The sequence below is a fragment of the Luteibacter mycovicinus genome, assembly GCF_000745235.1.
GTDB classification, from domain to species: Bacteria; Pseudomonadota; Gammaproteobacteria; order Xanthomonadales; family Rhodanobacteraceae; genus Luteibacter; species Luteibacter mycovicinus.
The window spans coordinates 2,436,994-2,463,048 of sequence record NZ_JQNL01000001.1 but is presented as its reverse complement, the minus strand read 5'-3'; the positions used below and the strand labels follow the sequence as shown (position 1 = coordinate 2,463,048).

Genomic DNA, 26,055 nt, shown 5'->3' with positions numbered 1-26,055 from the left:
GATGACGGTCGACTTTCGTCGGTACAGCGCCACGTGTCAACGCACCGGGGTCTCAGATATCGTCGAAGTGCGACGGCGACGCATCCCTGAACTGCTCGACCAGCATGCCGATGAAGGCGGAGACTTTACGGGAGACATGCCGCTGCGGCGGGTACAACGCCCAGACCTCCAGACCGCGCCCGTCGAGACGCCCCCACTCGACGAGCCTGCCTTCCTCGAGGTCCTTCCGGATGAGCGACGCGGGGAGGATCGCCGCGCCGATTCCCTCGAGCGCGGCGTCGTAAATCATCGCCATCGACGAAAGACGAAGCACCTCGCGCGGCGTCAGCGTGGACACGCCATCGGTCACCCTCACGCGCCAGGGCTCGGCACCCTGGGCCGCGCGCAGGACGATGGCCGGGAACTCGCCGCCGTCGGCCGGGCGCGTCAGCGACGGCACCGCGGCGACCGTCGGCCGGTCGCGAAGGAAGCAGCGTCCGGCCAGATCCGTGCTGGGCTCAGGGTTGGCCCGAATGACCAGGTCGAAGCCATCCTTCAGCGGGTCGACGAAGCGATCGTCGATCACGACGTCCAGCTGCACGCCGGGGTACCGTTGTGCGAAGCGCGCCGCCAGCCGACCCAGCCCGCGATGGGCGAACAGGACCGGCGCGCTGACCCGGAGTTTTCCGCGAGGCGCGCCGGACGCCGATGCGAGGTCCGCCGCCACGTCGTCGATCCGGTCCAGCATGGCGCGCGTCTCGGCATGCAGGGTCGCTCCCTCATCGGTCAGGCGAAATGGCCTTGCGCCGCGATCGATCAGCCGGGCTCCCAGTACATCCTCCAGTTCGCGTACCCGTCGCGACAGGGTCGCCTTGGGTCGCCCCGTGGCCCGGCTGGCCGCACCGAAGCCACCATGCAGCGCGACGGCGTTGAAGTCCGAGAGGGCGTGCAGATCCATGGTGTTCCGCTGACGAGACAGGATGTCCCGATGTTGCGCCTTTCGTCTCATATGCGAAACACCGAGATTAGTGATCATCCCAACCACCAAGGCATCGATCATGAGCATTCTCGTCACTGGCGCCACCGGCAGCATCGGCTCCGCCGTCATCGAACGTCTGGCCGCCGAAGGCGCGCCGGTCCGCGCACTCACCCGTGCACCCGGGAAGTACAAGGCACCCGCCGGCGTCCAGTCCGTCGCCGGCGATATGACCGACATCCCATCCATGCGCGCCGCGCTGCAGGGCGTCGACACCCTGTTCCTGTTGAACGCCGTGGTCCCCGATGAACTCACCCAGGCCCTCGCTACCCTCGGTCTGGCGCGCGAGGCGGGCATCCAGCGCATCGTCTACCTGTCGGTGCTCAACGGCGACCGCTTCACCGACGTCCCGCACTTCACCGTGAAGTACGCCGTGGAGCGCGCGATCGAGCAGTTCGACCTGCCCGCGACCGTGCTGCGACCGTCGTATTTCATGCAGAACGACGCCAACATCAAGGACGTCATCGCCCAGCACGGGGTTTACCCGATGGCGCTGGGCAAGGTGGGCGTTTCGATGGTGGATACCCGCGATATCGCCGACGTCGCCGCCGCGTCGTTGCTTCGCCGTAGCCGCGCATCGGGCGCCCTGCCCCGTGAAGTCATCGAGCTGGTCGGTCCCGACGCGATCACGGGCGAAGGCGCCGCGGCGATCTGGAGCGAGGCGCTGGGACGTCCCGTCGCCTACGGTGGCGACGACCTGGATACCGCCGAAGCCAACATCGCCCGCCAGCAGCCGTCGTGGGCGGCGTACGATCTGCGCCTGATGCTCGCGAGGTTCCACGCGGACGGCATGCTGGCCAAGCCCTCGGCGAACGGCATCATGACCTCGGTGCTCGGCCGCGCACCGCGCAGCTATCGCGACTTCGTCCGTGAAACGGTGGCAGCGATGCAACGCGGCTGATCAGGCGTGGTTTGCCCTACGTTCCAGGGTCCGTAGGTCAACGATCGACGGGCTTATGCTGGGGGTCGCCCGATCCCGTATTGACGGGTTCATCGGGCGATTCTTGCTCACCGTGGCCAGGATCGCCGGAGCCCGTGGTGGGTTCGTCGTACGTTTCGCGATGCGTCATGGCCGCACTCCGGGTATCAGGTCTGGCGAGCAGAGCACTCGCGCCGTCAACAGAGTGTCCAAGATACGGCCTGGTGGACGCGCTACCCTTCGCACATGATCCCGACCGACCATCCCTCCGGAGACGAGGTCGACGCCGTCCCCTGCTCCGCGGCGGCGCGACGCTGGACCCTGGTCGCCGCTATCGTCGGTTCGGGCATGGCCTTCGTCGACGGCACCATCGTCAACGTGGCGCTCCCTGCGATTCAGCGTGCCATGCAGGCGAACACCGCGGATGCGCAGTGGGTCATGGAAGCCTATGCGCTGCTGTTGTCGGCACTCCTGCTGGTGGGCGGCGTACTGGGCGATCGCTTCGGTCGACGCCGCGTGTTCGCGCTCGGCGCCATCGTATTCACCCTCGCCTCCGCGGCCTGCGCGGCCTCGCCGGGCATCGGCTGGCTGGTCGGGGCCCGGGCGGTGCAAGGCCTGGGCGCGGCATTGCTGGTGCCCGGCAGCCTCTCCCTGATCACCTCGGCCTACCCGAAAAATCTGCGCGGTGCGGCGATCGGCACATGGTCGGCCTTCAGTGGCGTCACCGCCGCCATCGGTCCCGTGCTCGGCGGCTTTCTCGTCGAACACGTGTCGTGGCACTGGGCGTTTCTGATCAACCTTCCGCTGGGTATCGCGCTGGTGGCGATCTGTCACGCCCATGTGCCGGAAAGCCGTGGCGCGACGACGGGCCGGGTCGACATCGCGGGAGCGTGTCTGGCGACAGTCGGTCTCGCGGGTATCGTTTATGCGTTGATCGAAGCACAGATAGAAGGGTGGACGGCCGTCGATGTCGTGCTGGCGGCACTCACCGGCATCGCGGCGCTGATCGCCTTCGTCATCGTCGAGCGACGCGTCGCCGCGCCCATGCTGCCACTCGGCCTCTTTCGCGACCGGCGGTTCGCGGGTGCCAATATCCTGACCCTTCTGCTGTATGCCGCGCTGGGTGGCAGCATGTTCTTCGTTCCGCTGAACCTGATTCAGGTGCAGGGCTACGGGGCCACCGCCGCCGGTGCCTCCTTGCTGCCCTTTGTCGCCATCATGTTCGTGCTGTCGCGCTGGAGCGGGCGCCTGGTGGACGTGGTCGGCGCGCGCCTGCCGCTGATCGTCGGTCCGACCGTGGCTGCCGCCGGCTTCGCGCTTTACACGGTTCCCGGTGTGGGCGGCTCGTACTGGACGACCTTCTTTCGGGCGGCCGTCGTGCTCGGCCTCGGCATGAGCATCACCATCGCGCCACTGACCACCACCGTGATGAACGCGCTTGCTCCCTCGCTGGCCGGCACGGCGTCCGGCATCAACAACGCCGTGTCGCGCGTAGCGGGGCTGCTCGCCATCGCCCTGTTCGGTGTCGTGCTGACGCATGGGTTCGACATGGCGCTGGAGTCGGCACGCATGCATACGCGCCTGCCCAGCGAGCTCGTCGAAACGATCTTCGCGCAGAAGGCGAAACTCGCCGGCATCGAGCTGCCGCCCGGTTCGGCCGCGGCCCGCCGTATGGTGGGCGAGGCCTTCGTCGTCGGCTTTCGCCACGTCATGTGGCTGTCGGCGGCGCTCGCCGTGATGGCGGCGGTCGCGGCCGCCATCACGATCCGCGACACGCCGGACGAGCGTCAGAAGCCCTTCTGAATCTGTACCCAGGCGCGGACGTCGTGCGTCTCGCCGACGATCGCGGGACGAGCGCCGATCGGGTGGGCGACGTCGGCGCTGACCGACCACTGGTTCTCACCCTGCCAGCGCAGACCCAGACCGGCGTCCTGCGTGTGAACGCTGTTGGTACCCGGCGCGAACGTGTCCTTATAGATGGATACGCGACCGCCGTCGACGAAGGCCATCGCGATCCACGTACCCGGCATGCCGGGATGCAGCGTACGGCGATATTCCAGGTTGAGCATCTGACCCTGCGTGCCGGCCAGTGCGCCGGTGTCGTAGCCGCGGACGTTGTTGGCGCCACCGAGATAGAACTGCTCGGCGGTGTCGACGTTCTTGTTCGCCCACTGGCCCTGGAAGCCGACGTAGATCGCGTTGTTCTCCGACAGCTGCTGCAGCCGGGCGATGGACAGCGAGTACTTCAGGTAGTGGCCCTTGGTCTGCGCGCTGATCGCGTCGACGAACTCGGCGAACGCGTCGTCGAAGCCCAGCCGGCCGTAGGTCGCGGCCAGGCTGAAGTTGGTCACGCCATGCATGTCGCGCTGGTCGCCGGCGAGCGTGGCCGTCCAGCCGTTCGTGTGACGCCGCGTACGCACGTCGACGATGTCGATCATGTCGTTGAGGCGGCGGCGGTCGTAGCCGAGCTGACCGTACAGGTTGCCTTCCGTGGAACGGATGATGGGCTGGCTGACGAATACGCTCGCCACCTGGGCCGTGCCGTGTGCGTCGAGCACGCGCAGATCGCCCTTGAGCTTGTAGTCGAGCGAGGAGACCGCCGCGCCGACCACGGTGCCCTGGCCATTGAGCAGGTAGCGGTAGCCCAGGCGTCCGTAGTTCATGTTGGAGCCGGCGCTGAGCGCCGTGGCATCGAGCACGTCGCCCTGGTGCAGCAGGCTGTTGACGCTGAACGTACCGGTCGCCCGCGCGCGGCCGGTGTATCGGTTGCCGTAGTCGTCGAGTGCGACCAGACCCGTGTAGCGCGGACGGTCATCCGCACGTACGGCCAGGTCGGAGGTGCCCGGCTCGTCGCCCGGACGCAGCACCGAGCTCTCCGTCACACCCGGAATGTCACCGAACAACAGCAGGCTGCGATCGAAACCGTGCGAGGAGATCGGCATACCGCTGCTCAGCGGATCGAGCGTCGCCTGCAACGGACCGTCGTGCGTGGTGCTGTGATTCTCCAGCGTGACCTTGCCCAGCCGTGCTTCCTGCACGGCGATGCGCACCGTGCCGCCCGACAGCGTCTGCGCCGGCACATAGGCGATCGTCAGCGGGTAACCCTTGTCGCGATAGGCGGCGGTAATCTTCGCCGCCAGTTCGTTGAGCTGGGACAGCGTGAGATCGCGGCCCTCGCCCGGCGCGACCAGGGCGTGCACATCGGCCGCCGGAAGCAACGTGGCACCGGTCACCTCGATCGTCGTGACGTGGAACGGTGCGCTGTCGCTGGTGGCTTCGGCGACGACCGGGGCGACTTTCAGGCCGGTGTCGTCGCTGCGCGTCGGCTGCGGCGGCGCCGGCAGCTGACGCAGCAGGTCGCCGGTCTGAGGCGCGCGCGTCTGTGCCTGCGCGCCGCCGGCCAGAGCAAGGAGAATGCACGCACCGAGAACGTGCGCGGTGCCGCGGGGAAACGAGACTGTCTTCATCGATAAGCCGTTACAAAAGGAAAAGGGAGGTCGGAGGCGGCGGAGCGACGCATCAATGCATCGCATCCGCCGGCGCGCGTACGCCGCCCTCGACCACCTGCAGGGAGAGGCCCGGCACGAAGTCCGCGCGCTGCGCGTTCTTCTCCACCGGCTGACGCGTCTTCTTGTGGTTGCCGCTGTACTGACCCACGGTGACGTTGGAGGCGACACCGTAAGGCGTAGCGATCGCGTCCGGATTGAGCACCGCATCGATCTGCGTCAGCGCGGTAGCCGAGGCACCCTGCGACGAGTTCTGGTTGATGTTCGCCACCGTGTCGGCCGTCGTGTTGAACGCGTAATTGCCCGCATCCACGCCGGTCGCGCCGATATCGCTGACCGACACCGGCTTGCGCAGACCGACCGCCGGATCGGCGAAGAGCGCGCTTCCCGCGACGAAGTTCACCACGTCACCCGGCAGGATGCCGCTGGCACCGAGCAACGCGCGGTCGGTGCTGTTGCCATCGAAGTACTTGTCGGTACCGACCGCGGTGACGACGACGGAACGCTTTGTGATGCTGGCCGTGGCCTGCGGATTGAAGGTCAGCGCGTAGTTCGATGCGTCGCCGCCGGCGATACCGCTGGTCACGTTCACCGTCTTGCCGTTGCCCGCGTTCTTGTCGACGAAGCTCCCCGAGGTCGAGAGGCCGACCTGGTCACCGGCGAGCACGCCGGTGAGCGTCCCATGCGTCACCGCGCCGGTGCCGCCGTCATAGACCTTGTCGTCGGCAGCGATGCCGGCGGTGATGCCCAGCGGCGTGACCGTCGCCACATCGCGGCCACCGACCAGCGTGTAGTTGTCGGCGAGCGTGGTGCCGTTGCCCGTCAACGCGAGCGTGCCCAGACCGGACAGCGCACGCTGGGTCGCGACGTTTTTGCTGGCCAGCACGCCGGCGCCGGAGAGCGTCAGCGACTCACCCGCGATACCGGCGATCACGCCCTGGTTGCCGAACATCGCGGCACCGGCGATGGCCGTCGCGTCGTAGACGCGGGTACCGGTCAGATCGAGCACGACCTTGCCGATGTCGGCGGTGGTCGTGCCGTTGCTGCTCAGCGTGTAGTTGCCCGCATCGACACCCGTGAGGGTACCGGCGACGTTCACCGTCCTGGCCGTGCCCGCGTTCTTGTCGACGAAGTCGCCGCGGGATGCGATACCGAGATCGTCGCCGGCGAGTACACCGGTCAGCGCTCCCTGCGTCTGCGCCGTGGTGGTCCCGTCGTAGGTCTTGTCGTGAGCGCCGATCGTGCCGAGCACGGTCAAGGGCGTAATGTCGCCGGTGGTCAGCGCCGTCGCGTTATACGTGTAGTTGGCGGCGTCGGTACCGGAGGCCGAGATGCCGGTGACGGTAACCGTCTTGCCAGTGCCGACGTTCTTCGTGTCATAGAGCGCGCCGGTGCCGTTGAAGACCACCTGATCGCCACCGATGACGCCCGTGGACGACAGCGCGGCGGTGGCCAGCGTATTCGCGTCGTAGACCTTCGTGGAGCCCTGCGCGTCGACGGTGATCTGCTTCGGCGTGATGGTCGCCCAGTGCGAACCACCGACCAGCGTGTAGTTGGTCGACAGCGCGCTGCCGTTGCCCTGCAGGCCGAGCGTACCCAGCGACACGAGGCCCTTCCCGGTCCCGACATTCTTGTCGGCGACCGACCCCGCGCCCGAGAGCGTAAGGGTGTCGCCGTTGATGCCGTCCACCTGGAAGTCGCCGGCGAACGCGCTGGCGGCGATGACGGTCGAGCCGTCGTAGACACGCTCGCCGTGCAGATCGATGACATACGGCGTGACCGCCGCGAGCGTCGTCGAGCTCGTATTCCAGATGTAGTTGCCCGCGTCGGCGCCGCCAGCGGCGATACCGCTGGTGGTCACGGTCTTGCCGGTACGCGCGTTGGCGTCGTCGAAGCTGGCCCCGCTGCTGGAAAAGGTGACGACGTCGCTGCCGAGCACGCCACTGGCGGACAGTACGCTCGAGGCGCCCGTGTTGCCGTCGTAAACCTTGTCGCTCGCGACCGTACTCACGATGACGCTGGCCCTGGCGATCGACGCCGTCGTCGTCGTGTTGGCGGTGACGACGTAGTTGTTCAGATCGTTGCCGGCCAGTACGCCCGATACGGTCACCGTCTTGTCAGCGCCAGCGTTCTTGTCCGCAAAGCTGCCGGTGGTCGAGCTGTACGACAGGCTGTCGCCGGAAATGACGCCGGTGAGCGTACCGTGCGTGGTCGCGTTCGTCGTGGTGTCGTAGGTGCGGCTGTCGGCGACGATGCTGCCCGTGATGTTCTTCGGGCTGATCCTGGCGATGGCGGATGCCGTGGTGTTCACGGTGTAGTTGCCTGCATCGGCTCCCGACGCACCGATCCCCGTCACGGCGATCGACTTGTTCGCGCCGGCGTTCTTGTCGCTGAACAGCGCACCCGTGTAACCGAGGCTCAGATCGTCGCCGCTGAAGATGTGATCCCCCGCCAGCGACACCGACGCGGTGCGCGAGGCATCGTAGACCTTGTCGACGCCCGTTGCCGTCACGGTCAGCGCATACGGCGTGATGACGAAGCGATCCACACCACCGGCGAGCGAGTAGTTGCCCGCGCTCGCCGTATCGATGCCCGTCAGCGCGAGGCTTCCCAGCCCCAGATTACCCGTGCCATCGGCCGCCCGGTTATAGGTGCCGACGTTCTTCGAGCTGGTCGTGCCGGCGCCGGTGAGGACCAGCTTCTCGCCGTTCACCCCGTTGACCACGCCGTTGGTACCGAAAAGACTCGCCGCCACCGACGTCGTCTGGTCGTAGGCACGCGTGCCCGTCAGGCTGATGATGTAAGGCGTGATGTTCGCATGCGTCGTGGCCGCCGTATTGCTGAGCGTGTAGTTGGCGGCGTCGGCGCCACTTGCGGTGATGCCGGTGAGTGACACCAGCTTGCCGTCGCCCGCGTCCCTGGTATCGAAGGTGTTGGTCGACGCACTGAACGTCACCTTGTCGCCCGGTGCCAGGCCAGCGCTGCCGAGCGTGGCGCCCGACGCCGTGGTGCCGTCATAGACCTTGTTCACGCCGGTGGCGGCCACCGCGATCGCCTTCGCCGTGATGTCGGCGCGGACGTCCGTGGGCTGGACGATCGTGTAGTTGTTCTTGTCGGCGCCGTCGATACCGATGGCCGTGGTCACGACCTTGTTGGTGCCGACGTTCTTCGTATCGAACGTACCGAGCGCCGTGTTGGTCATCGTGACGACATCGGCACCCAGTACGCCTTCCAGGACGGAGCCGTGCAGCGCCGCATCGCGGGTGCCGTCATAGGTCCTGCTGTCCGCGAACGTACCGGTAACCCTCAGTGTCGCCTTGTTGACGGTGTAGTTATACGTGCCGCCGGTCAGCGTGTAGTTCGATGCCAGGTAGGCGCCATTGTTGCCGAGCGTGAGACCACTCGCATCGAAGCCGGCGCCGTTCTTGTAGGTGCCCACGTTCTTGCTGCTCAGAGTACCTGCGCCACCCAACACCAGCGATTCGCCGGAGACGAGGTTGCCGAGGCTCAGCGTACCGGCCGACGCGGTCGTCGTGGTGTCGTAGGTCCGCGAACCGGACAGGTTCAGCACGCGCGGAGTGATGTTGGCCGTGGCCGTCGCGCTGTTGTTGCTCAGCGTGTAGTTGCCGGCGTCTCCGCCGCCCTTGGTGATGCCGTTGACCGTGACGGTACGGCCGTCCTGGACATCCTTGCCGTCGAAGTTGCTCGAGGTGCTGGCGAACGTGACCGTGTCGCCCACGACCACACCGGCGGACGCCAGCGCCGTGGTCGCTGCCGTCGTACCGTCGTACTGCTTGTTCTGCGCGGTGGCCGTGGCGGTGATGGCCTTCGCCGAGATCGTCGCCGAGATATCCGTCGGCTGAATCACGACGTAGTTGGTCGCGTCGTTGCCGGTCACCTGCATCGACGTCGTGACGCCACGCGTGCCGACATTCTTGCTGGCGAACGTACCGGTGGCCGTGGTCGCCCCATCGAGTGTCACGGCATCGCTGCCGAGCACACCCTGGAGCGTCGCACCGCTCAACTGCGCGACGGTGTTGCCGTCGTAGACCTTATCCGCGGCCGTCGTGTTGATCACGGTAAGCGACGCGGGCGTAATGGTCACCCAGTCGATACCGCCGGCAAGCGTGTAATTGCTGGCCGTGCTGCCGCCGCTGGCACCCAGGGTCAGTGTGCCGAAGTCCGCGAAGGCACGCTTCGAGCCGACATTCTTGGTCACCAGGTTGCCGGAGCCGGTCAGCGTCAGCTTCTCGCCGTTGACACCGGCGACCGTGCCGCCGGAGGTGAACAGGGAAGCGTCCGCGCCGACGGTGGCGTCGTAGACCCGCGTGCTCATCAGGTTGATGATGAACGGCGTGATGGTGCCGAGCGTGCCGGTGGCCGCGGTCGGCAGCGAGTAGTTCGAGAGATTGGTACCGCTGTCGGCGACGAAATCAGAAACCGACAACGTGGATTTCAGACCGATATGGCTGCCGGCGTTCACCGTGACGTAATTCGCGGTGGACGACTGCGGGATGGTGGCGCCCTGGCCGGTGACGAAGCCGTCGAGGGTGTAATCGCTCGCCAGCAGGGTCACCGAGTCCGAGCCATCGTACGGCTTGGTCGGATTGCCGGTGATGGATGCCGTCACGGCGCGCCTGGCGATATCGGCGGTGAGACCGCTGAACTGGTCGATACGGTAGTTCGACGCACGACTGCCGCTCAGGCCGAGGCCCGTCACGGTGACCGCCTGACCGGAGATCGCGTTCGCGGAGCGAACGGTGCCGGTGGCGCCGGTGGCGTCGAGCGCGACATTGCCCTGATCGCTGGAGAACACGCCGCCGAGGACGGCGCCGCTCGAGTTCAGGCCGATCGTGGTGTTGCCGTCGTAGGTCTTGTTGATCGCCGTGATGCCGGTAAGCGTCAGGGTGTACGGATTGATCGTTGCGGTCAGGCCCGTAAGGGGCTGCAGCGCGTAGTTACCGGCGTCGCTGCCCGAGATCGAGAAGCCGAGCGGCGTCACGGCCTTGCCGGTGCCCGCGTCGGCGGTGGCGAACGTGCCGGTCGTTCCGCGGGTCAGCGTGACCGTACCGTTCCTCGCGTCGTCGGCGACCAGGCCGACAAGCGATGCGCCAGCGCTGTTGAGCGTGGCGGCGGTCGTCGTGTCGTAGGTCTTGTTCACCGCCGACACGCCGAGGATGTACAGCGGCGCCGCCGTGATCGAACCCGGACCGGTGGCGGTCAGATCGAGCGTGTAGTTGGACAGGTCGGTGCCGCTGTTGGCCAGGTACGACGTGGTCGCCATCTGGGCCGTGATGGTCTTGCCGGTGCCGACGTTGCGGTTGTCGAAGTCGACGAACTTCGAAGGAACGATCTGCGCGCCCTCACCGTTGGCGAAACCGGAGATCGCGTAGTCGTCCGCCGTGAGCGAGATATAGGTGGTGCCGTTGTACACCTTCGTCGGCGTATTGATGATCGCGGCGGTCAGCAATGCCGGCGTGATCTCGCCCGTACCGTAGGCGGCGGTGGGCAGCGGCGTGTAGTTGGACAGGTCGGTGCCGCCGTAGGGCGTGTAGTCGGCGTCGGCGAGCGAGACGCTGACCGGCTGCCTGCCGACGTTCTTGCTCGCGTACGTTCCCGTGGTCTTGGTGATGTAGACGCCCTCGCCCGGCGCGAATGCCCTGGCAGGGTCGTTGACGGTAATCGTGTAATCGCCACCACTGGTCGGGCTGCCCGCGATGAGCGTCGCCAGCAGGGTGCCGTCGTAGGCACGGGTCGGGTTGCCGCTGATCACCACCGACAGCGCACCGAGGTCGCGCTGGGTGATCGTGCCGTAGCCACTGATGCTGGTAGGCAGCACGTAGTTGGAGAGCAGCGTGCTCCCGGTCGCTACGAAGTTGTTCGTGCCGACGGCCGCGGTGACGTCGCGCGTGCCCACGTCCTTGTCGCTATACGTACCGACGGTCTGATTGACCGTGGCGCCCTCGCCGGCGATGAAACCGTACACCTGATAGTTGCTGGCGTTGAGCGTGGCGGCGGTCGTACCGTCGTACTGACGCGACGGGTTGCCGACGATGGTCCAGGTGAGCGGCGCCTTGGCGATCGTGCCCGCACCCACGATGTCGCTGGTGAAGCTGTAGTTCGACAGTGACGCGCCGTTGCCCAGCGTGAAGTCGGAACCTTCCAGGTGCGCCGTGACGGTACGCGAACCCGCGTTGGCACTGTCGTAGGAAGCCGACGACGCCTGCTTCACCGTCGCCGTCTCGCCGCCCTGCAGGCCGACGATCTGCACGTTGCCTTCCACCAGGTTGGCCGTCGTGGTGCCGTTGTAGAGGCGTGTCGGGTTGCCGATGATGCTCAGGTCGAGGTGGCGCTGGGCGATATTGGCGGAAAGGCCGGTCGGCTGGGTCAGTGTGTAGTTGCCCAGACCGTTGCCCGCCAGCGAAAAGCCGCTCGCCGACACAGCGATGCCCGTGCCGACATTCTTGCTGGCGAAGGTACCCGTGCCGCCCGTGGTCACCAGCGAGACCGTGGCCGCGTCGGAACCGACGACGCCGACCAGCTGGGGATTCTGCAACAGCAGAGCCGCCGCCGTGGTGGCGTCGTAGTCCTTGCTCACGGCGGACACGCCGTTGATGGTCAACGCCCTGGGCGTGATCGACGCGGTGATGTCCGACTGCAGTACCAGGTCGTAATTGGACGCCTTGCTGCCGACCAGCTGGAAGCCGGTCGCGGTGACCGACTTGCCGTTGCCGGCATTGGCGTTCGCGAACAGGCCGGCGCCGGCGCTCGTGTCGAGCGTCGCGTCCGCCGTGTCGCCCGAGATCACGCCGAAGATGGAGGCGCGCGACTTATCCAGTGTGTCGACCGCGCTGCCGTCGTAGATCTTGTCGGTACCGATCAGGCCTGAGAGCTGAACCTTGGCCTTGTTGATGGTGCCCATGCCCGTGGCGACCGTGGGCAACGCGTAGTTGGCCAGGTTGGTACCGTTGGCGGCGACGAAGTTCGATGCCACGAAGTTGGCGGTGATGTTGACCGCACCCGCACTGGCCGAATCGTATAGCACGCTGTTCGGCTGGCTGAACGTGATGCTCTCACCCGACACCAGGCCACTGGTCAGGTAGTTGGACGACGTCAGTGTCGCCGTCTGCGTCCCGTTGTATGTCTTGGTCGGGTTGTTGACGATCGCGATGCCGAGCTGCTTCGGATCGATCAGGCCGATGCTGGCCGTCTGGCCCGTCCCGGTGACGGTATAGCCGTAGACGGGGATCGCGCCGGTCGCGTCGGCGAACGTATAGGCCGACGTCGCGGAGGGCGCGGTGACGACGATGCCGCTCGCGGCGTCCTTACTCGCATACGTACCGGCCACCGCGCGCATCGTATTGCCATCGACGAGGCCGGTCCTCGTGAAGTTGGCGTCGGTCAGACTGGCGGCCGTGGTGCCGTCGTACGCTTTCTCGACCGTACCGGTCAGCGCCGTGATCGCGACCGTCGGCGCGAGCTGGTAGAGGAAACCGTTGCCGGTGCCCTGGGGCGTCGCGCCCGCCCCGGCGTTGTACTGGATGAACTGCGGGGTGAGACCGCCGCGCGTGTCGCTCGTCGGGCTGGCCGAATACACCAGCCACTTGCCGGAAGCGGACGACAACGCACTGGCACCCGCGTTGTTGATGAACTGGTTCGCCGCGGTCAGCGTGACGCCGGTGCCGCCTGCGATCGTGCCCGCCGTGCCCAGGGTGATGTTGCCGTTGCCACCGTTGCCGTTGGCCTTGATCACGACGCCACCCGCGCCGGTGATCGCGCTGTTGACGTTGACCGCCCGGTAGGCGTCGAGGGTGAGCGTGGCGCTGGCGTTGGTCCAGGCGATCGGCGCGTTGACGGTGATGTCGCCCGAGCCGGAGGCGTTCGTCACGCCCTGGCCGCTGGCGCCGGTGGCCGTCGTCTGCTCGGTAACGCTGGTGCCGCCGTTGAGCGTGGTGGAGATCGTATTCGCGGCGGTCGCGTCGATGGTCAGGTCATAGGGATCGACCAGCCACGTGCCCGACTTGCCCTTCGGCGCACTGGCGGTGATGGCCGCCGCACCGATGTGCGCGTAAGCGCCGGAGGTCTCGATCGTGCCGCCATCGCCACCGTTCGGCGCGCTGGCGTCGAGCGTGCCTTCCACGTTGACGTGGCCGGCTTTCATGCCACCCAGCAGAACGATCTGACCGTTGTGGTTTTCGACGGTCTGCGCGCGCACGACGCCCGTGTTGTTCACGGTGCTGGCCAGCAGCGAGTCCGCCGCGCCCGCCGTCATGAAGACGCGACCGCCGTCGGCCTGCACCAGCTGACGGTTCTCGACCAGGTTGTCGAGCGTGCTGCGATCCACCTGCAGATGCATCAGGCGGCTGCCGTCGAAGGTCAGCGTGATGGCGCTGCCGCCGCCCATCGCCACCGTACCCAGCTGAGCCGAGACCGTGCCCTGGTTGGATACGCTGTTGCCGAGCAGCGCGATGTAACCACCGCTGGCGGCGCGCAGGCTGCCCTTGTTGACGACGCTGCCCTTACCGTTGCCGCTGAAGGTGCGGGTGCCGGACGTGAGCGCGTCATCGGAGGTGTCCAGCGTAGACGCCACCAGGCCACCCACGTTGACCTGCGCACCTTCACCGAACAACACGCCGTTCGGATTGATGAGCCAGACCTGTCCGTTTGCGTTGAGGTGACCGTAGATATCCGACGCCTTGTTACCGAGGATCCGGTTCACGGCGATGGCGTCGCTGCCCGGCTGGACGAAATTGACCGTTTCGTTGGCGCCGATATCGAAGGTCTGCCAGTTCAGCGACAGGCGCTGGGTGGTCTGGTTGATCGTCGTGGTCGTGCCGTCCGTATGAATCGTGCCGATGCCGGCCGACACCTGACCGCCCGTCTGCCCCGCCTGCGCGGCGCCGGTGGCGCTCAGTGCGAGCGACACCGCCACGGCGATGGCCGCGAGGCGCGGTGCGCGCGAAAGGCTGCCGCCTGCGACGGCGGGGCGGCTGTTGCGGGCGAGTTCGCTGGCGGCGACCCACTGGCAGGTGGCGACGTTCCAGCACAGACGATAGATACGGTTCATTCGGGCGGTCTTCCTTAGAGCGCATGCAAACGCAGGGGCGCACCCGGCATCGGAACCGAGTGGAAAAGACAGCTATCGGGAAGCCCCCCTGAGGACTCAGCGCGGCGACGACGTACGTGGCCTGCGCTTTTTCGGCATATTAAACGAGGCGATGGCGCCTTGTCTCGGGCGGGTTGTGAAATGCCGACTTAGTGCTCGTTTCGTCCGGGTAGAATATCGTTATTCGTGACGAGGGACACACAAAAGTCCACGAATGCCCTGACCTTTGGCGGTGCGTGTCGGCGCGAGGGGTAGAAGGCATAGAGAGGGAAGGTTTCGCCGTTCCACTCGGGAAACAGTTCGACGAGCCGGCCGTCAGCCAGGGCGCTCTGGACACTGGCGGCGAGTACCTGCGCCACACCCGCGCCGGCCAGGCACACGGCGTACATCGTTCCCGAGTCGTTGACCAGCAAAGGGCCGGTCGTCTGCACGGGCACCACCTTGCCGCGCCGATGAAACTCCCACTCGAACGGGCGCCGGGTGACCGGATCTCGGAACTGGATGCAGCGGTGTGCCGCGAGCTCGGACGGGTTCGACGGCCGACCGTGCTTTTTGAGGTAGGACGGCGCGGCAACGGTCAGCACACGGGTATCGAGCAGTTTGCGCGCCACGAGTGAAGACGAGGGTGGTTCGCAGAAGCGTACGGAGACGTCGATGCCCTCGCCAATCAGGTCGCCAAGGTCGTCGCGCGTCACGATCTCAACCTCGAGACCGGGGAAGCGCGAAAGGAAGGCCTCCAGTCGCGGTGCCACGATCTGCCAGGAAAACATCGGATCGAGACTGACCCGAAGGCGTCCACGTACGGCCTGTGCATCGCCGGCGGCCGACCATGCCGCATCCTCGATCCCCGACAGCAGGGGGCTTACGCGGTCGTAGAGACGCTCGCCTTCGTCGGTCAGGCTCACCGAGCGTGTCGTCCGGTGCAGGAGGCGTACGCCCAGGCGCGTCTCGAGCCGGCCGATGGCGCGGCTGACGCCCGAAGGCGACAGCCCGAGCGCCTCGGCGGCGCGGGCGAAATTGCCGGTCTCCACGACCGAGACCAGCACGGAAAGGTTGCCGAGAAATCGGCCATCGGTGGACATGGGGGGCACCTTGCGGGTGAACGCACGGTCGGAGGATGCCACGTTCACTCATGACATAACATCATGAAAGAACTGCACACAGGTCGCTTCAGTCACGACTGGCCACTCACTAATCTTCTCCCGGTCCCCTACGCCCCAGGAAAAAGATCATGTACGCCATCACCGGAATCACGGGCCAGGTCGGCAGCGCGCTGGCCGATGCCTTGTTCGCCGCAGGGAGGCCGGTCCGCGCCGTCGTGCGCGATGCGAGCAAGGCGGAGCCCTTCGTCGCGCGCGGCGCGGAAGTCGCGGTCGCCGAGCTTCATGACACGGCCGCGTTGACGCGCGCCTTCAGCGGTGCCGAAGCCGTGTTCATCCTGCTCCCGCCGGTCTTCGATCCCGCGCCCGATTTTCTGACGGCCGAGGATCCGGCCATCGCGTCCATCCATGACGCGCTGCTGGCCGCCCGGCCGAAACAGGTGGTCGCACTGTCGACCATCGGTGCCGACGCGACGCAGGAGAACCTGCTGTCGCGGCTCACCCGCATGGAACGGGTGCTCGGCGGCCTGCCCGTTCCCGTCACCTTCCTGCGGGCGGGGTGGTTTCTCGAGAACGCGCGGTAGGATGTGGCCTCGGCCCGCGATGACGGCGTCATCGACAGTTTCCTGGCACCTCTGGACCGGAAGATCGCGATGGTTGCTACCAGGGATGTGGGCCAGTTGGCAGCGTCCCTGCTCGACGAACGTTGCGAAGGCCATCGCGTGGTGGAGCTGGAAGGAGCCGGGCGTGTCAGCCCGAACGATATCGCCGCGGCATTCTCCAGGGCCCTCGGACGTGACGTGCGTGCGCGTCTGGTGCCACGCGCCACGTGGGCCGCGCGATTCACCGCCGACGGCATGAGCAACCCAACGCCGCGGATGCGGATGATCGACGGGTTCAACGAGGGCTGGATCGATTTCGGCGCCGACGCGATCAAGGGGACCACCAGCCTCGACGTCGTCATGGCCGGACTGTTGTCGAAGCCGGTCGGCTGAGTGCCTAGAACCAGAGACGAACGCCGGCCACCCAGCGGCGGTCGGTGATGCGTTGACCGCGGCCCGAGGCCAGATCCGCCGTGCCGCCGGTCAGGTGCTCCCAGGCGACACCCACATACGGGGCGACGGACCGGCGGATTTCATAGCGCAGACGCAGGCCGCCGTCGACGCTGGAGATGCCGGATCGAATGCCACGGGCGATGTCGTTCTTGCCGTAAGCGTTGAGCTCGATTTCCGGCTGGAGGATCAGCCGCTGCGTAAGCAGCAGCTCGTACTCCACGCGAACCCGTGCAGCCGTACGCCCGCCCTGGCCCGCGTACGCGGTGGCCTCGACCTCGAACCAGTACGGCGCGAGGCCCTGCACACCGAACGCCGCCCAGTTCCGTTTCGGGCCGGCGCCGATGTCACGCCGCACGCCAAGCTGCGTATCCCAGAACGTCGCGACGGCGTGGCTCCAGAGCACTTCCACATCACCGTCCTGCGGACGGCCGTCGCTTCGATCGCCCTCGCTCCGAACCCAGAGCTTGTCGCGATCGTTGCCGTACCAGCCCTCCGCCTCCCACGATTGCCCGTGACCACCCTGCCCCGCATAAGCCTCGAGGTTGTCGATCAGCAACATGCCCGTGGATGACGTGTCGTCCATGTCCATCATGCGCATATCGTGCGCCGACATCGGGGCCACGCCGTCGGACCAGTCGCCACTGCGCGCATCGGCCGGCGCCTTGCCGCCCTGCATGGGGCCCATTTCCATCCCCGCGTTATTGCTCGTGTGGCCCATGCCCGCCATGCCGCTCATGTCGTGACCGGCGTGGTCCGGCGAGTCATGCTGGTCCGCAGGCGATGCCGCGGGTGCGGACGCGGCCGGCGGCGGATCGTCATGCATCGTCGACTGATCCATGCCCTGCATGTCTTTCATGGACTGGGCCGCGACGATACCCGGCATCATCGCCAGCGCCACCAGCGCGGCACGCCACGTCATGACACCACCACTTCGCGGAACATGCCCGCTTCCATGTGATAGAGCATGTGACAGTGAAACGCCCAGCGTCCGGGGTTGTCCGCCGTCACCGCATAACTCACCTGCTGCGCGGGCTGGATGTTGACGGTGTGTTTGCGTACCTGAAACGCGCCGTCGGGAGATTCGATCTCGCTCCACATGCCATGCAGATGAATGGGGTGATTCATCATGGTGTCGTTGACCAGCGTCACGCGAAGACGCTCGCCCGAGCGGAAATGCACCGGCTTCGCCTCGGAATATTTCAGGCCATCGAACGACCACATGAAGCGTCCCATGTTGCCGGTAAGGTGAAGTTCGATCGTACGCGAGGGCTCGCGCGTATCGAGCGCGCCGCCGAGGGTATGCAGGTCCGCATAGGTCAGGACGCGATGCGCACGATCGCGCAGGCCGACGCCCGGGTCGTCCAGGTTGGTGCGCGGCATGTCCACGCGCATGTCCACGCCGGCTCCATACTCGGAACGCGCGTGGTGAGCCATGACCATGCCGCTGTCATCGGCGGCGTCATCCCCCATCGAACCCATCATGTCGCGCATGGCCAGCCGTGGGCGCGGATCGAGCGGCGGTACGGCGGCCGCCATACCTTCTCGCGGCGCAAGCGTGGCGCGCGCGTAGCCTGAGCGATCGATGGACTGAGCGAAGATCGTGTAGGCGCGATCGTCGCCCGGCTCCACGATAACGTCATAGGTCTCGGCCGCCGAGAGTCGCAATTCATCCACGAGCACGGGCTCGACGTCCTGACCATCGGCTGCGATCACACGCAGGCGCAGCCCGGGAATACGCAGGTCGAAAATCGAATTGGACGAACCGTTGATGAGCCGTAGGCGCACGCGCTCGCCGGGCCGGAACAGACCTGTCCAGTTGGCCGCCGGAGTCGCTCCATTCACCAGGTACGTGTAGGTCGCGCCGGATACGTCGGCAAGGTCGCTCATATTCATGCGCATGCGATTCCACATGCTGCGCATCGACGCGGCCTCGCCCAGGCCTTTGGCGCGTGCATCCCGGAGGAAATCGGATAGCGTCGGCTGTCCGTAGTTGTAGACGTCGCTTCGGGTCCGCAGCTTTGCATAGACGCGTTCGGGATCTTCGTCGGTCCAGTCGCTGATCAGGAGAACATAGTCCCGATCGGCGACGTGACGCTCACCCTCTTTCGGCTCGATGACGATCGCGCCATAGAGGCCGCTTTGTTCCTGAAATCGACTGTGCGCGTGGTACCAGTACGTACCCGACTGCCGGACCGGAAAGCGATAGGTGAAGCTGGATCCTGCCGGGATGCCGTCGAAACTGATGCCAGGCACGCCGTCCTGATGGGCGGGCACGATCAAACCGTGCCAGTGGATCGATGACGTCCTGTCGAGATGGTTTTGCACGTGCAGGCTGACGGTCTCGCCTTCCTTCCAGCGCAAGGTGGGACCCGGAACGCCGCCGTTGACCGTTACCGCACGGCGCGCCCGGCCCGTGAAGTCCGCGGAAGCTTCGCGAATCTCCAGGTCCATGGCGTTGCCGGCCAATAACGACGCCGGCGACATCGGCTCCGTGGCCCAGGCTGGCCGGATCAATCCCAACCCGAGACCGACGCCCGCCGTAGTCAGCCCCTGCACAAACCGGCGGCGCGGCAGAAGGATCGAAGGGACGTCGGAACGGCGCATGTCGGTGGGCTTTTTGGCGGTCGAAACCGCAGCCTAGCGATGGCACGACCTGATCGACAACTCTGGACGTGGCTCCTGGCGGTTTCGACCTCAGCGATAAGCCACATTGACGGTGATGTGAGCATTGGCGACACCGGGAGCGATGTCCGCCCCCGTCGTCCGGTACCGCGCCCGAAACCCCAGCTGCTGCCCTTCCGTGCGGACAGGCAGGACGAGCGGAGTCGGGTTATTGGGGAGGGCCTGGGCGTCGGGGTCGTCGCTGCGTAGCTCGATGGCGACGCCTGTCGCCGCCCCCGAGCCGCTCAGCTTGAACAGCGACGCCTCGTTGGCGTCGGGCGTGCCGGTAAAACTCATCAGCATCTGCGTGGCGTTCGTGCATCCTGTAACGACAAGCGACTGCGTCGCCCAGTGACTGCTGCCCGCCAGCTTGAGATCGCGTGCGTCGACATTGCCGAGTGCGAAGACGAGGTGCCTGGAGGCAAAGGCGCAGGTCGGTCGTTGCGGCTCGATACGCGCGTCCATAAGATCGACCCAGACCTGAGACTGGTCGTCGTATCCGGCACGTGCCAGCGTCCCGGTAGACAGGTTACCGCCCGTGGTGACCTCGCCCGTCTTGATCAGCTGCACGCGGAAGTGAGCGTTCGACAGCTGACCCTTGAAGGTCCAGGGGATGAATTCGCGCTCCGGAAGGACACGCTCACCGTAGCTGCTGTTGAAGAAATAGACCCGGATGCCGACACCGGGCACGTTGGTTTCATAGATGTTGTCGCCCAGGGCACTGGGTGAGCCGAACAAGGCCAGGCTGCCCGTACGCGTCGGCTTGATGCATTTGAACTGGGGTGCGTTCCACGCGGCTGTGCTCTTCTCCGCGAGCACCGTACCGCGCGCGGTCCCGGCCGGCACGGATACCGTCCCGAAGGAAAGGGCCTGACCGACACCCTGCGATGGATGCGTTATGCAACCTGCCGATGCCATCCCAGGTATGGTGGACGCGGCGACGGCCATGACGACGGCGAGAAAGGAGGCGCGGCAGGGGCAGGAGCACATGAGGGGACTCGCTCGGGAATGGGCCCGGCCACTCTGCCTGTCAGACCGACCGGACCCCATACGGCGATTCTGAAAATGGGATGTCGGCGCCCTGCCCGCTCCACGGCGCATTCACCGCACCTCATCAATGATCGCGGGATGAGCCTGCACGAGTACAAGCGCAAGCGAAACTTCGGACGTACGCGCGAGCCGGCTCCCGAAGGCTCCGCTCGCGCCGGACGTGCCATCTTCGTCGTCCAGCTGCACCATGCTTCACGTCGTCACTTCGATTTTCGTCTGCAGGTAGGCGATACGCTGCGCAGCTGGGCCGTGCCCGAGGGCCCGAGTTATGACCCGAAGGTGAAGCGCCTCGCCGTGGAGGTGGAGGATCACCCGGTGTCTTACGCGGACTTCGAAGGCGATATCGCCGAAGGGTATGGCAAGGGTCATGTCGATCTTTTCGACCGCGGCGTATGGGCAACCCGTGGCGACGCCGAGGCTCAGCTGCACAAGGGACATCTGGTGTTCGAGTTGTTCGGCGAACGGCTCAAGGGAACGTGGCACCTGGTACGCAGCGGCAGGAAGGAACGCCAGCCCGCATGGTTCCTGATCAAGGCCGAGGACGCGTATGCCGGCGATGTCGAAGCCGACGACCTGCTCGATGCGACGATGCGCGAAAGCACGCGTCGTGCCGCGAAGACCCCGGCGAAGCGCAGTGCGGCCGCCCGGTCCACGGCTCGCGACAAGGTCGTCCCGAAGGTCCGCAAGGTGTCCACGGCCGTGCTGACGACGGCGGCGGTGGCGCTCGACGGCTCACGCAAGGCAAAGGCGTCCGGCGACTTCTTCGCTCCTCAGCTTGCGCGTCTGCGCGAGGTGCCACCGCAGGGCGACGCGTGGCTGCACGAGGTCAAGTGGGACGGCTATCGCATCGTTGCGACACTGCTCAAGGGGAAGGCAAGGCTGTGGTCGCGTAACGGGTTGCCATGGAACGAGCGCCTGCCCGAGATCGTGCAGGCGCTGGAAGCGCTCGGCCTGGACAGCGCGCGCCTCGATGGCGAACTCATCGCACTGGATGGCGAAGGCCGCAGTGACTTCAACGCGCTGCAGCGCACGCTGTCCGGTGAGGCGCAGGCGCCGCTGGTCTACATGCTGTTCGACCTCCCCTTTATTCAGGGACACGACCTGAGTCGCGTGCCGTTGATCGAGCGTAAGGCACTCCTTCAGCGCCTGCTCGCTCATGCACCCGCCCACCTTGGTTTCAGCTCGCATACCGTGGGCCATGGCGACGATGTCTTCGCCATGGCGATGGAGCAGAAGCTCGAAGGCATCATCGCCAAACGTGTCGACGGGGGTTACCACGGCGGGCGCGGCGACGACTGGCAGAAGATCAAACGGCTGGAGAGCGACGAGTTCGCCGTCGTCGGATACACGCCGGCCAAGGGCTCGCGACTTGCGTTCGGATCGTTGCTTCTCGCGCGACCGAACGGAAAAGGAAGCTGGACCTACGCAGGGCGCGTGGGCACGGGTTTTACCGATGCGATGCTGCGCGACCTCGGCGACACGCTGGCCAGAGGCGGCACGAAAAAACCCGGGGTGCGCATCGAGAACATCGACCCGATGCTGCGTGGCGCGTTATGGGTCCAGCCCGCTGTCGTCGCCGAAGTCTATTTCCGCGGCATCGGCAACAAGACACTTCTGCGTCAGCCTAGCCTCAAGGCCCTGCGCGTCGACAAGTCCGTCGAGGATCTGGGCGACAGCGATCGCGCGTCGTCGGAAAAACGCAGTGCCGACAAGACGACGAAGCGAACCGGGAAGAAGGCGGCGTCGAAACCCGCTCCCGCCAGGACGATTACCATCACCCATCCGGACCGTCTCGTCTTTCCCGCTGACAAGATCAGCAAGCAGGACGTCGTCGACTACTACAAGCACGTCATGCCATGGCTGCTGCCCGGCATCCATGACCGCCCGACCTCGACCATCCGCTGTCCCGGCGGCATCGATTCACCGTGTTTCTTTCAGAAGCACATGGTGGCCGGCCTCGAACATACGGGTCAGGCGAAGCTCAAGGAGGAGACGGGTGCGCAGGCGGTCTATCTGTATCCACGTGACGAGACGGGCGTCATGGAACTGCTGCAGTTCGGCGCCGTGGAGTTTCACCCCTGGGGCTCGCACGTCGACAGTCCCGATGTGGCGGATCGCGTCGTGTTCGACCTTGACCCGGGTGACGACGTCGCGTGGTCGCGCGTCGTGGCCGCGGCACGGATGACGCGCGGTTTCCTTGCCGACCTCGGACTGGTGTCGTTCGTTCGCACCACAGGAGGCAAGGGCCTTCACGTCGTTGTTCCGCTGAATCCCGGCGTGCCGTGGAAGGAAGTGAAGGCTTTCGCACGCGGGTTTGCCGAAGCGCTCGCCGCGCTGCATCCGCTGGAGTTCGTCGCCACCGCGACCAAGCGATTCCGGCAAGGCCGGATCTATGTCGATTATCTGCGCAACGGGCGCGGCGCCACCGCCGTGGCGTCGTACTCGCTACGGTCGCGGACCGGCGCCCCCGTGGCGGTACCGCTGCGCTGGGAGGAGCTTGGCAAGGTGCGTTCAGGCGCGGCGTTCGACATCCGGTCCACACCTAAGCGGCTGGCCCGACTGAAGAAAGACCCCTGGGAGGGAATCGACAGCGTGAAACAGAGCCTGGATTCGGTCACCCGCAAGCTGGCGGGTCAATGAGCGCGCCGACCCTGTAAACTGCGCCATCTCCACCAAGCCGGCCCTTCATGCTCGCCTCGCTTCCCGCCTTCCTGCGCATACCCCTCGCCTGCGTGCTGCTGCTCGCCAACACGGTGCTGCATGTGACGCCGTTGTTCCTGCTGACGCTGGTGCGCCTGATCCTGCCCTTGCAGGTCCTGCGCCGGGGCGTTTCGAGAATGCTGGTGTGGATCGCCGAGAGCTGGCTTGGCTTCAATGGCTGGATGTTCGGCGTATTCACTCGCACGCGCTGGCTGGTCGAGGGCGACCAGGACCTCAGTCCACGTGAGAATTATCTGGTCGTGTGCAATCACCAGAGCTGGGTCGATATTCCGGCGCTGCAGAAAGTGTTCAACCGCCGCATTCCGTTCATGCGCTTCTTCCTGAAGAGCCAGCTGATCTGGGTGCCGCTGCTCGGACCCGCCTGGTGGGCGCTCGATTTCCCCTTCATGAAGCGTCATTCACGCCAGGAACTCGAGGCCAGGCCGGAGCTGCGCGGCAAGGATCGCGAGGCGACGCGTCGCGCGTGCGAAAAGTTCCGTCACCTGCCGGTCGCGATCATGAACTTCACCGAAGGCACGCGATTCACGCCGGCGAAGCACGACGCGCAGGGTTCGCCGTACAAGCATCTGCTGCGTCCCAAGGCGGGTGGCGTCGCGTTCGTCATCGACGCGATGGGCGATGCGATACGGCAGATTCTCGATGTGACCATCGTTTACCCCGATGGTCCGACCTCGATGATGGACATGATCGCGGGACGCATCCGCGAGATTCGTATCCACATCCGTCGCATCCCCATCCCGTCCGCCATGCGCGGCGATTACGAAGGCGATGCCGTGTTCCGCGAGCGCTTTCAGACATGGGTCAACGAGCTCTGGGCGGAGAAAGACGCGCGCATCGCATCGATGCTGACGCGGCAGGTGTAACGGCCCTGCGGCAAGTGGCGACGGAGATGCAGCGTCAGTGAGCCGTCTCTTTCGCCAGGCGCTCTTCCAGTTTCCGCCTGCCTGCATCGGCGTAGGTGGCGCAGGTCTTGCCTTCGGCCTGTTCCGGGTGCGGCGCGAGCAGCACATCGCACGGTTGTAACGCCCCGAGGCGCTGGATGGATAGCCGGTAAGCCGTGACATACGCGGGATGATCCGCAAAGCGATAGCCGTCCGCGGCGAAGGCGCCGAGACTATCCGCGAACACGATCTGCTTGCAGGCCGCGCCCTCGCACGATTGCCATGTCCACGCCGTGCCTCCCGGCGTGTGTCCCGGCGTGAGGTGCGCCGTCAGCGTGAGTGAGCCAACGCGGACGACGCTGCCTTCCACGATGTCTCCCTTCGCTTCTACCGCGGGATACAAGGGTGCTTCCCCATGCTGCGGATCGTCCACGTCGTTGCCGCCAAGAGCAAGTTCCCTGGCGGCCGCCGCCGTGGCTCGCACCGGTGCGCCGGTATCGCGCGCCAGCCTGGCGATACCGCCCGCGTGATCGGCATGCGCGTGCGAGTTGAGGATCAGCTTGATGTCCTCGATGCGGAAGCCGAGCTTGCGGATATTGGCTTCAACCAGCGTCGCGTTCTCCGGCAGCGTCGCATCGATCAGCACATGGCCCTGCGGTGAGGTGATCAGGATCGAGGACAGTCCCCTGGTGCCGACGAAGTACGTGTTGCCATAGATGACATGCGGCGCGACCGGCTCGGTCCACGCCGGGTTCATGGCCGCGGAGGCGGGCAGGGCGATACAGGCGGCGAGGGCGGACAGGGTGCGGCGCATGGTGTGATTCCCTGGGACTGGAGATCCGCAGGATAGGGCGCCGCGCGGGACCGTGGAGGGGCGGGATTCTGTCGCGGCGATGGCACGGAATGCGCGGTGCCGCGGCTTACCGGTCCCTGGCTTTAGGCCTTCGCTGACGTGCCCGCCAGAACAGAAACCCCGTCACCAGCAGAAACATCGGCAGCAGGCCGGTGAAACAGGCAACGACGCGCCAGAGCAAGCCACCCACGGCGGCGGAATGGATCGGGAACAACGCGTTGGCCAGGCGGCCGCCTGGCCCCAGCTTCGTCGCATCGTCGCCGCCCAGCACGGTCGCCGTGGCAGGGTCGATCCACAGCGAGCTGCGGCCGGCGCGATTCCATTCCCCGGGACGGCGGATACGGGCCACCACGGTACCGCTTTCCTTCGACGGCAGGATCAGGCGGGTGATCACGGCATCCGGCGCGGCGGCCTGCGCCGCCACGAGCACGCGGGCCCAGTCGATGCTTACGGAGGCCGGGGCGACCTTCGGTGGTTTCGGGCGCGCCGGCTCGCTGAAGGCGGCGGCGAGACCGTTACGCACGGCGCCGCGGTAAGCCATCGTGGTGCCGGTACCGATCATCACGATGAGCAGGGGCAGGGCGATGACACCCACCGCACGGTGGAAGCTTGCCCAGCGAAGGGTGGGCGGATTCGTGTGCGGCTGCAGATGCCTGATCGCGCGCTGGCGGCCCGGCCAGTACAGCCACACTCCGGAGAAAAGCATGAAAAGGCCCGTGAAGGCGACCACGCCCAGCACGGTTTCACCGACCTCGCCCGTGAGCAGGTGCGTGTGCCAGTCGAGCAGCATCAGCAGGGGATCGCCAGCGAGCTTGCGCTTCAGCAGCAGCTCGCCCGTGCCTGCGTCGTAGTACGCGCGATTACCGCCGCGTTCCTGGGCTTCCCACACGGGAAGTTCGGCGTCGGGCAGCGAGACGCCGCGCATGCCCTTGCCCGCGGGTGAAGCGAGGATGGCCGAAAGCCCATGCCCCTGACTGGCCAGGTCGGGCAGGGGCCGGTCGGCGAGCGCGGGATGGCTGCCGACGAACAGCGGCTCCTCGAAGAGCAGCACGCTGCCGGACAGAGTCACCAGCGCCAGCAACAGGCCCAGCGTGAGCCCGAGCCAGAGGTGCAGCGTTTTCAGCCAGGCACGAAAGCGGCGCGGGCGAGCGGTCATAACGAGAGGGCCACCGGGCGTGCGGAAAAGCG

At 66.3% G+C, this 26,055-nt stretch carries 16 protein-coding genes; 6 read left to right on the top strand and 10 right to left on the bottom strand.

Features of this window, described 5'->3' with window-relative positions; genetic code table 11:
* Positions 1-52: 52 nt before the first annotated feature.
* A complete protein-coding gene (locus FA85_RS10870) occupies positions 53-937 on the bottom strand; it encodes a LysR family transcriptional regulator (protein WP_036116767.1) in 885 nt (294 codons plus the stop codon).
* 100 nt (positions 938-1,037) lie between these two features.
* Between FA85_RS10870 and FA85_RS10865 the strand changes: the two genes are divergently transcribed.
* Positions 1,038-1,916 (top strand): NmrA/HSCARG family protein, encoded by an 879-nt coding sequence (locus tag FA85_RS10865; protein WP_036116768.1) that lies wholly within the window; start codon positions 1,038-1,040, stop codon positions 1,914-1,916.
* 37 nt (positions 1,917-1,953) lie between these two features.
* Here the strand turns inward: FA85_RS10865 and FA85_RS22545 are convergent, their stop codons facing one another.
* Positions 1,954-2,085 carry a hypothetical protein gene (locus FA85_RS22545; protein WP_255349728.1) on the bottom strand — a complete coding sequence of 44 codons (132 nt, stop codon included), beginning with the start codon at positions 2,083-2,085 and terminating at the stop codon, positions 1,954-1,956.
* Positions 2,086-2,180: 95 nt separating this feature from the next.
* Between FA85_RS22545 and FA85_RS10860 the strand changes: the two genes are divergently transcribed.
* Positions 2,181-3,737, top strand: coding sequence for a DHA2 family efflux MFS transporter permease subunit (locus tag FA85_RS10860; protein WP_051944124.1), 1,557 nt, complete (start codon positions 2,181-2,183; stop codon positions 3,735-3,737).
* On the opposite strand, the gene FA85_RS10855 is transcribed toward FA85_RS10860, so the two are convergent.
* The 3 genes from FA85_RS10855 to FA85_RS10845 all read right to left on the bottom strand — a co-directional run bounded on the left by FA85_RS10855 (position 3,722) and on the right by FA85_RS10845 (position 15,628).
* The gene (locus FA85_RS10855) at positions 3,722-5,401 is read right to left on the bottom strand and encodes a ShlB/FhaC/HecB family hemolysin secretion/activation protein (protein WP_036116770.1); all 1,680 of its coding nucleotides are present in this window, start codon (positions 5,399-5,401) and stop codon (positions 3,722-3,724) included. The genes FA85_RS10860 and FA85_RS10855 overlap by 16 nt on opposite strands.
* Positions 5,402-5,453: 52 nt before the next feature.
* Complete coding sequence (locus tag FA85_RS10850; RefSeq protein WP_036116772.1) at positions 5,454-14,507, bottom strand: YDG domain-containing protein; 9,054 nt, start codon at positions 14,505-14,507, stop codon at positions 5,454-5,456.
* A 188-nt stretch (positions 14,508-14,695) separates the two neighbouring features.
* Positions 14,696-15,628: a LysR family transcriptional regulator gene (locus FA85_RS10845; protein WP_036116774.1), complete on the bottom strand. Its 933-nt coding sequence runs from the start codon at positions 15,626-15,628 to the stop codon at positions 14,696-14,698.
* Positions 15,629-15,777: 149 nt separating this feature from the next.
* Between FA85_RS10845 and FA85_RS22155 the strand changes: the two genes are divergently transcribed.
* Together FA85_RS22155 and FA85_RS22150 are read left to right on the top strand one after the other, a co-directional pair.
* Complete coding sequence (locus FA85_RS22155; protein ID WP_197056524.1) at positions 15,778-16,230, top strand: NAD(P)H-binding protein; 453 nt, start codon at positions 15,778-15,780, stop codon at positions 16,228-16,230.
* A gap of 69 nt (positions 16,231-16,299) precedes the next feature.
* On the top strand, positions 16,300-16,641 hold the full coding sequence (locus FA85_RS22150; RefSeq protein ID WP_197056523.1) for a Rossmann-fold NAD(P)-binding domain-containing protein: 342 nt from the start codon (positions 16,300-16,302) through the stop codon (positions 16,639-16,641).
* A gap of 4 nt (positions 16,642-16,645) precedes the next feature.
* Here the strand turns inward: FA85_RS22150 and FA85_RS10835 are convergent, their stop codons facing one another.
* The 3 genes from FA85_RS10835 to FA85_RS10825 all read right to left on the bottom strand — a co-directional run bounded on the left by FA85_RS10835 (position 16,646) and on the right by FA85_RS10825 (position 20,280).
* Complete coding sequence (locus FA85_RS10835) at positions 16,646-17,620, bottom strand: copper resistance protein B (protein ID WP_197056522.1); 975 nt, start codon at positions 17,618-17,620, stop codon at positions 16,646-16,648.
* Entirely contained in the window at positions 17,617-19,305 is a 1,689-nt protein-coding gene (locus FA85_RS10830; protein WP_036116777.1) for a copper resistance system multicopper oxidase, read from the bottom strand. Before FA85_RS10830 ends, FA85_RS10835 begins: the two co-directional genes overlap by 4 nt.
* A gap of 90 nt (positions 19,306-19,395) precedes the next feature.
* Complete coding sequence (locus tag FA85_RS10825) at positions 19,396-20,280, bottom strand: fimbrial protein (RefSeq protein WP_428977062.1); 885 nt, start codon at positions 20,278-20,280, stop codon at positions 19,396-19,398.
* Between the two features lie 210 nt (positions 20,281-20,490).
* On the opposite strand from FA85_RS10825, the gene ligD reads away from it, so the two are divergent.
* Positions 20,491-23,052 (top strand): DNA ligase D, encoded by a 2,562-nt coding sequence (gene ligD, locus FA85_RS10820; protein ID WP_036116781.1) that lies wholly within the window; start codon positions 20,491-20,493, stop codon positions 23,050-23,052.
* A gap of 47 nt (positions 23,053-23,099) precedes the next feature.
* The gene (gene yihG / locus FA85_RS10815; protein ID WP_036116782.1) at positions 23,100-23,996 is read left to right on the top strand and encodes a 1-acylglycerol-3-phosphate O-acyltransferase, YihG family; all 897 of its coding nucleotides are present in this window, start codon (positions 23,100-23,102) and stop codon (positions 23,994-23,996) included.
* Between the two features lie 34 nt (positions 23,997-24,030).
* On the opposite strand, the gene bla is transcribed toward yihG, so the two are convergent.
* Both bla and FA85_RS10805 read right to left on the bottom strand, forming a co-directional pair.
* Positions 24,031-24,828 carry a subclass B3 metallo-beta-lactamase gene (gene bla / locus FA85_RS10810; RefSeq protein ID WP_036116783.1) on the bottom strand — a complete coding sequence of 266 codons (798 nt, stop codon included), beginning with the start codon at positions 24,826-24,828 and terminating at the stop codon, positions 24,031-24,033.
* A gap of 106 nt (positions 24,829-24,934) precedes the next feature.
* Entirely contained in the window at positions 24,935-26,023 is a 1,089-nt protein-coding gene (locus FA85_RS10805; RefSeq protein WP_036116784.1) for a PepSY-associated TM helix domain-containing protein, read from the bottom strand.
* Positions 26,024-26,055: the final 32 nt, after the last annotated feature.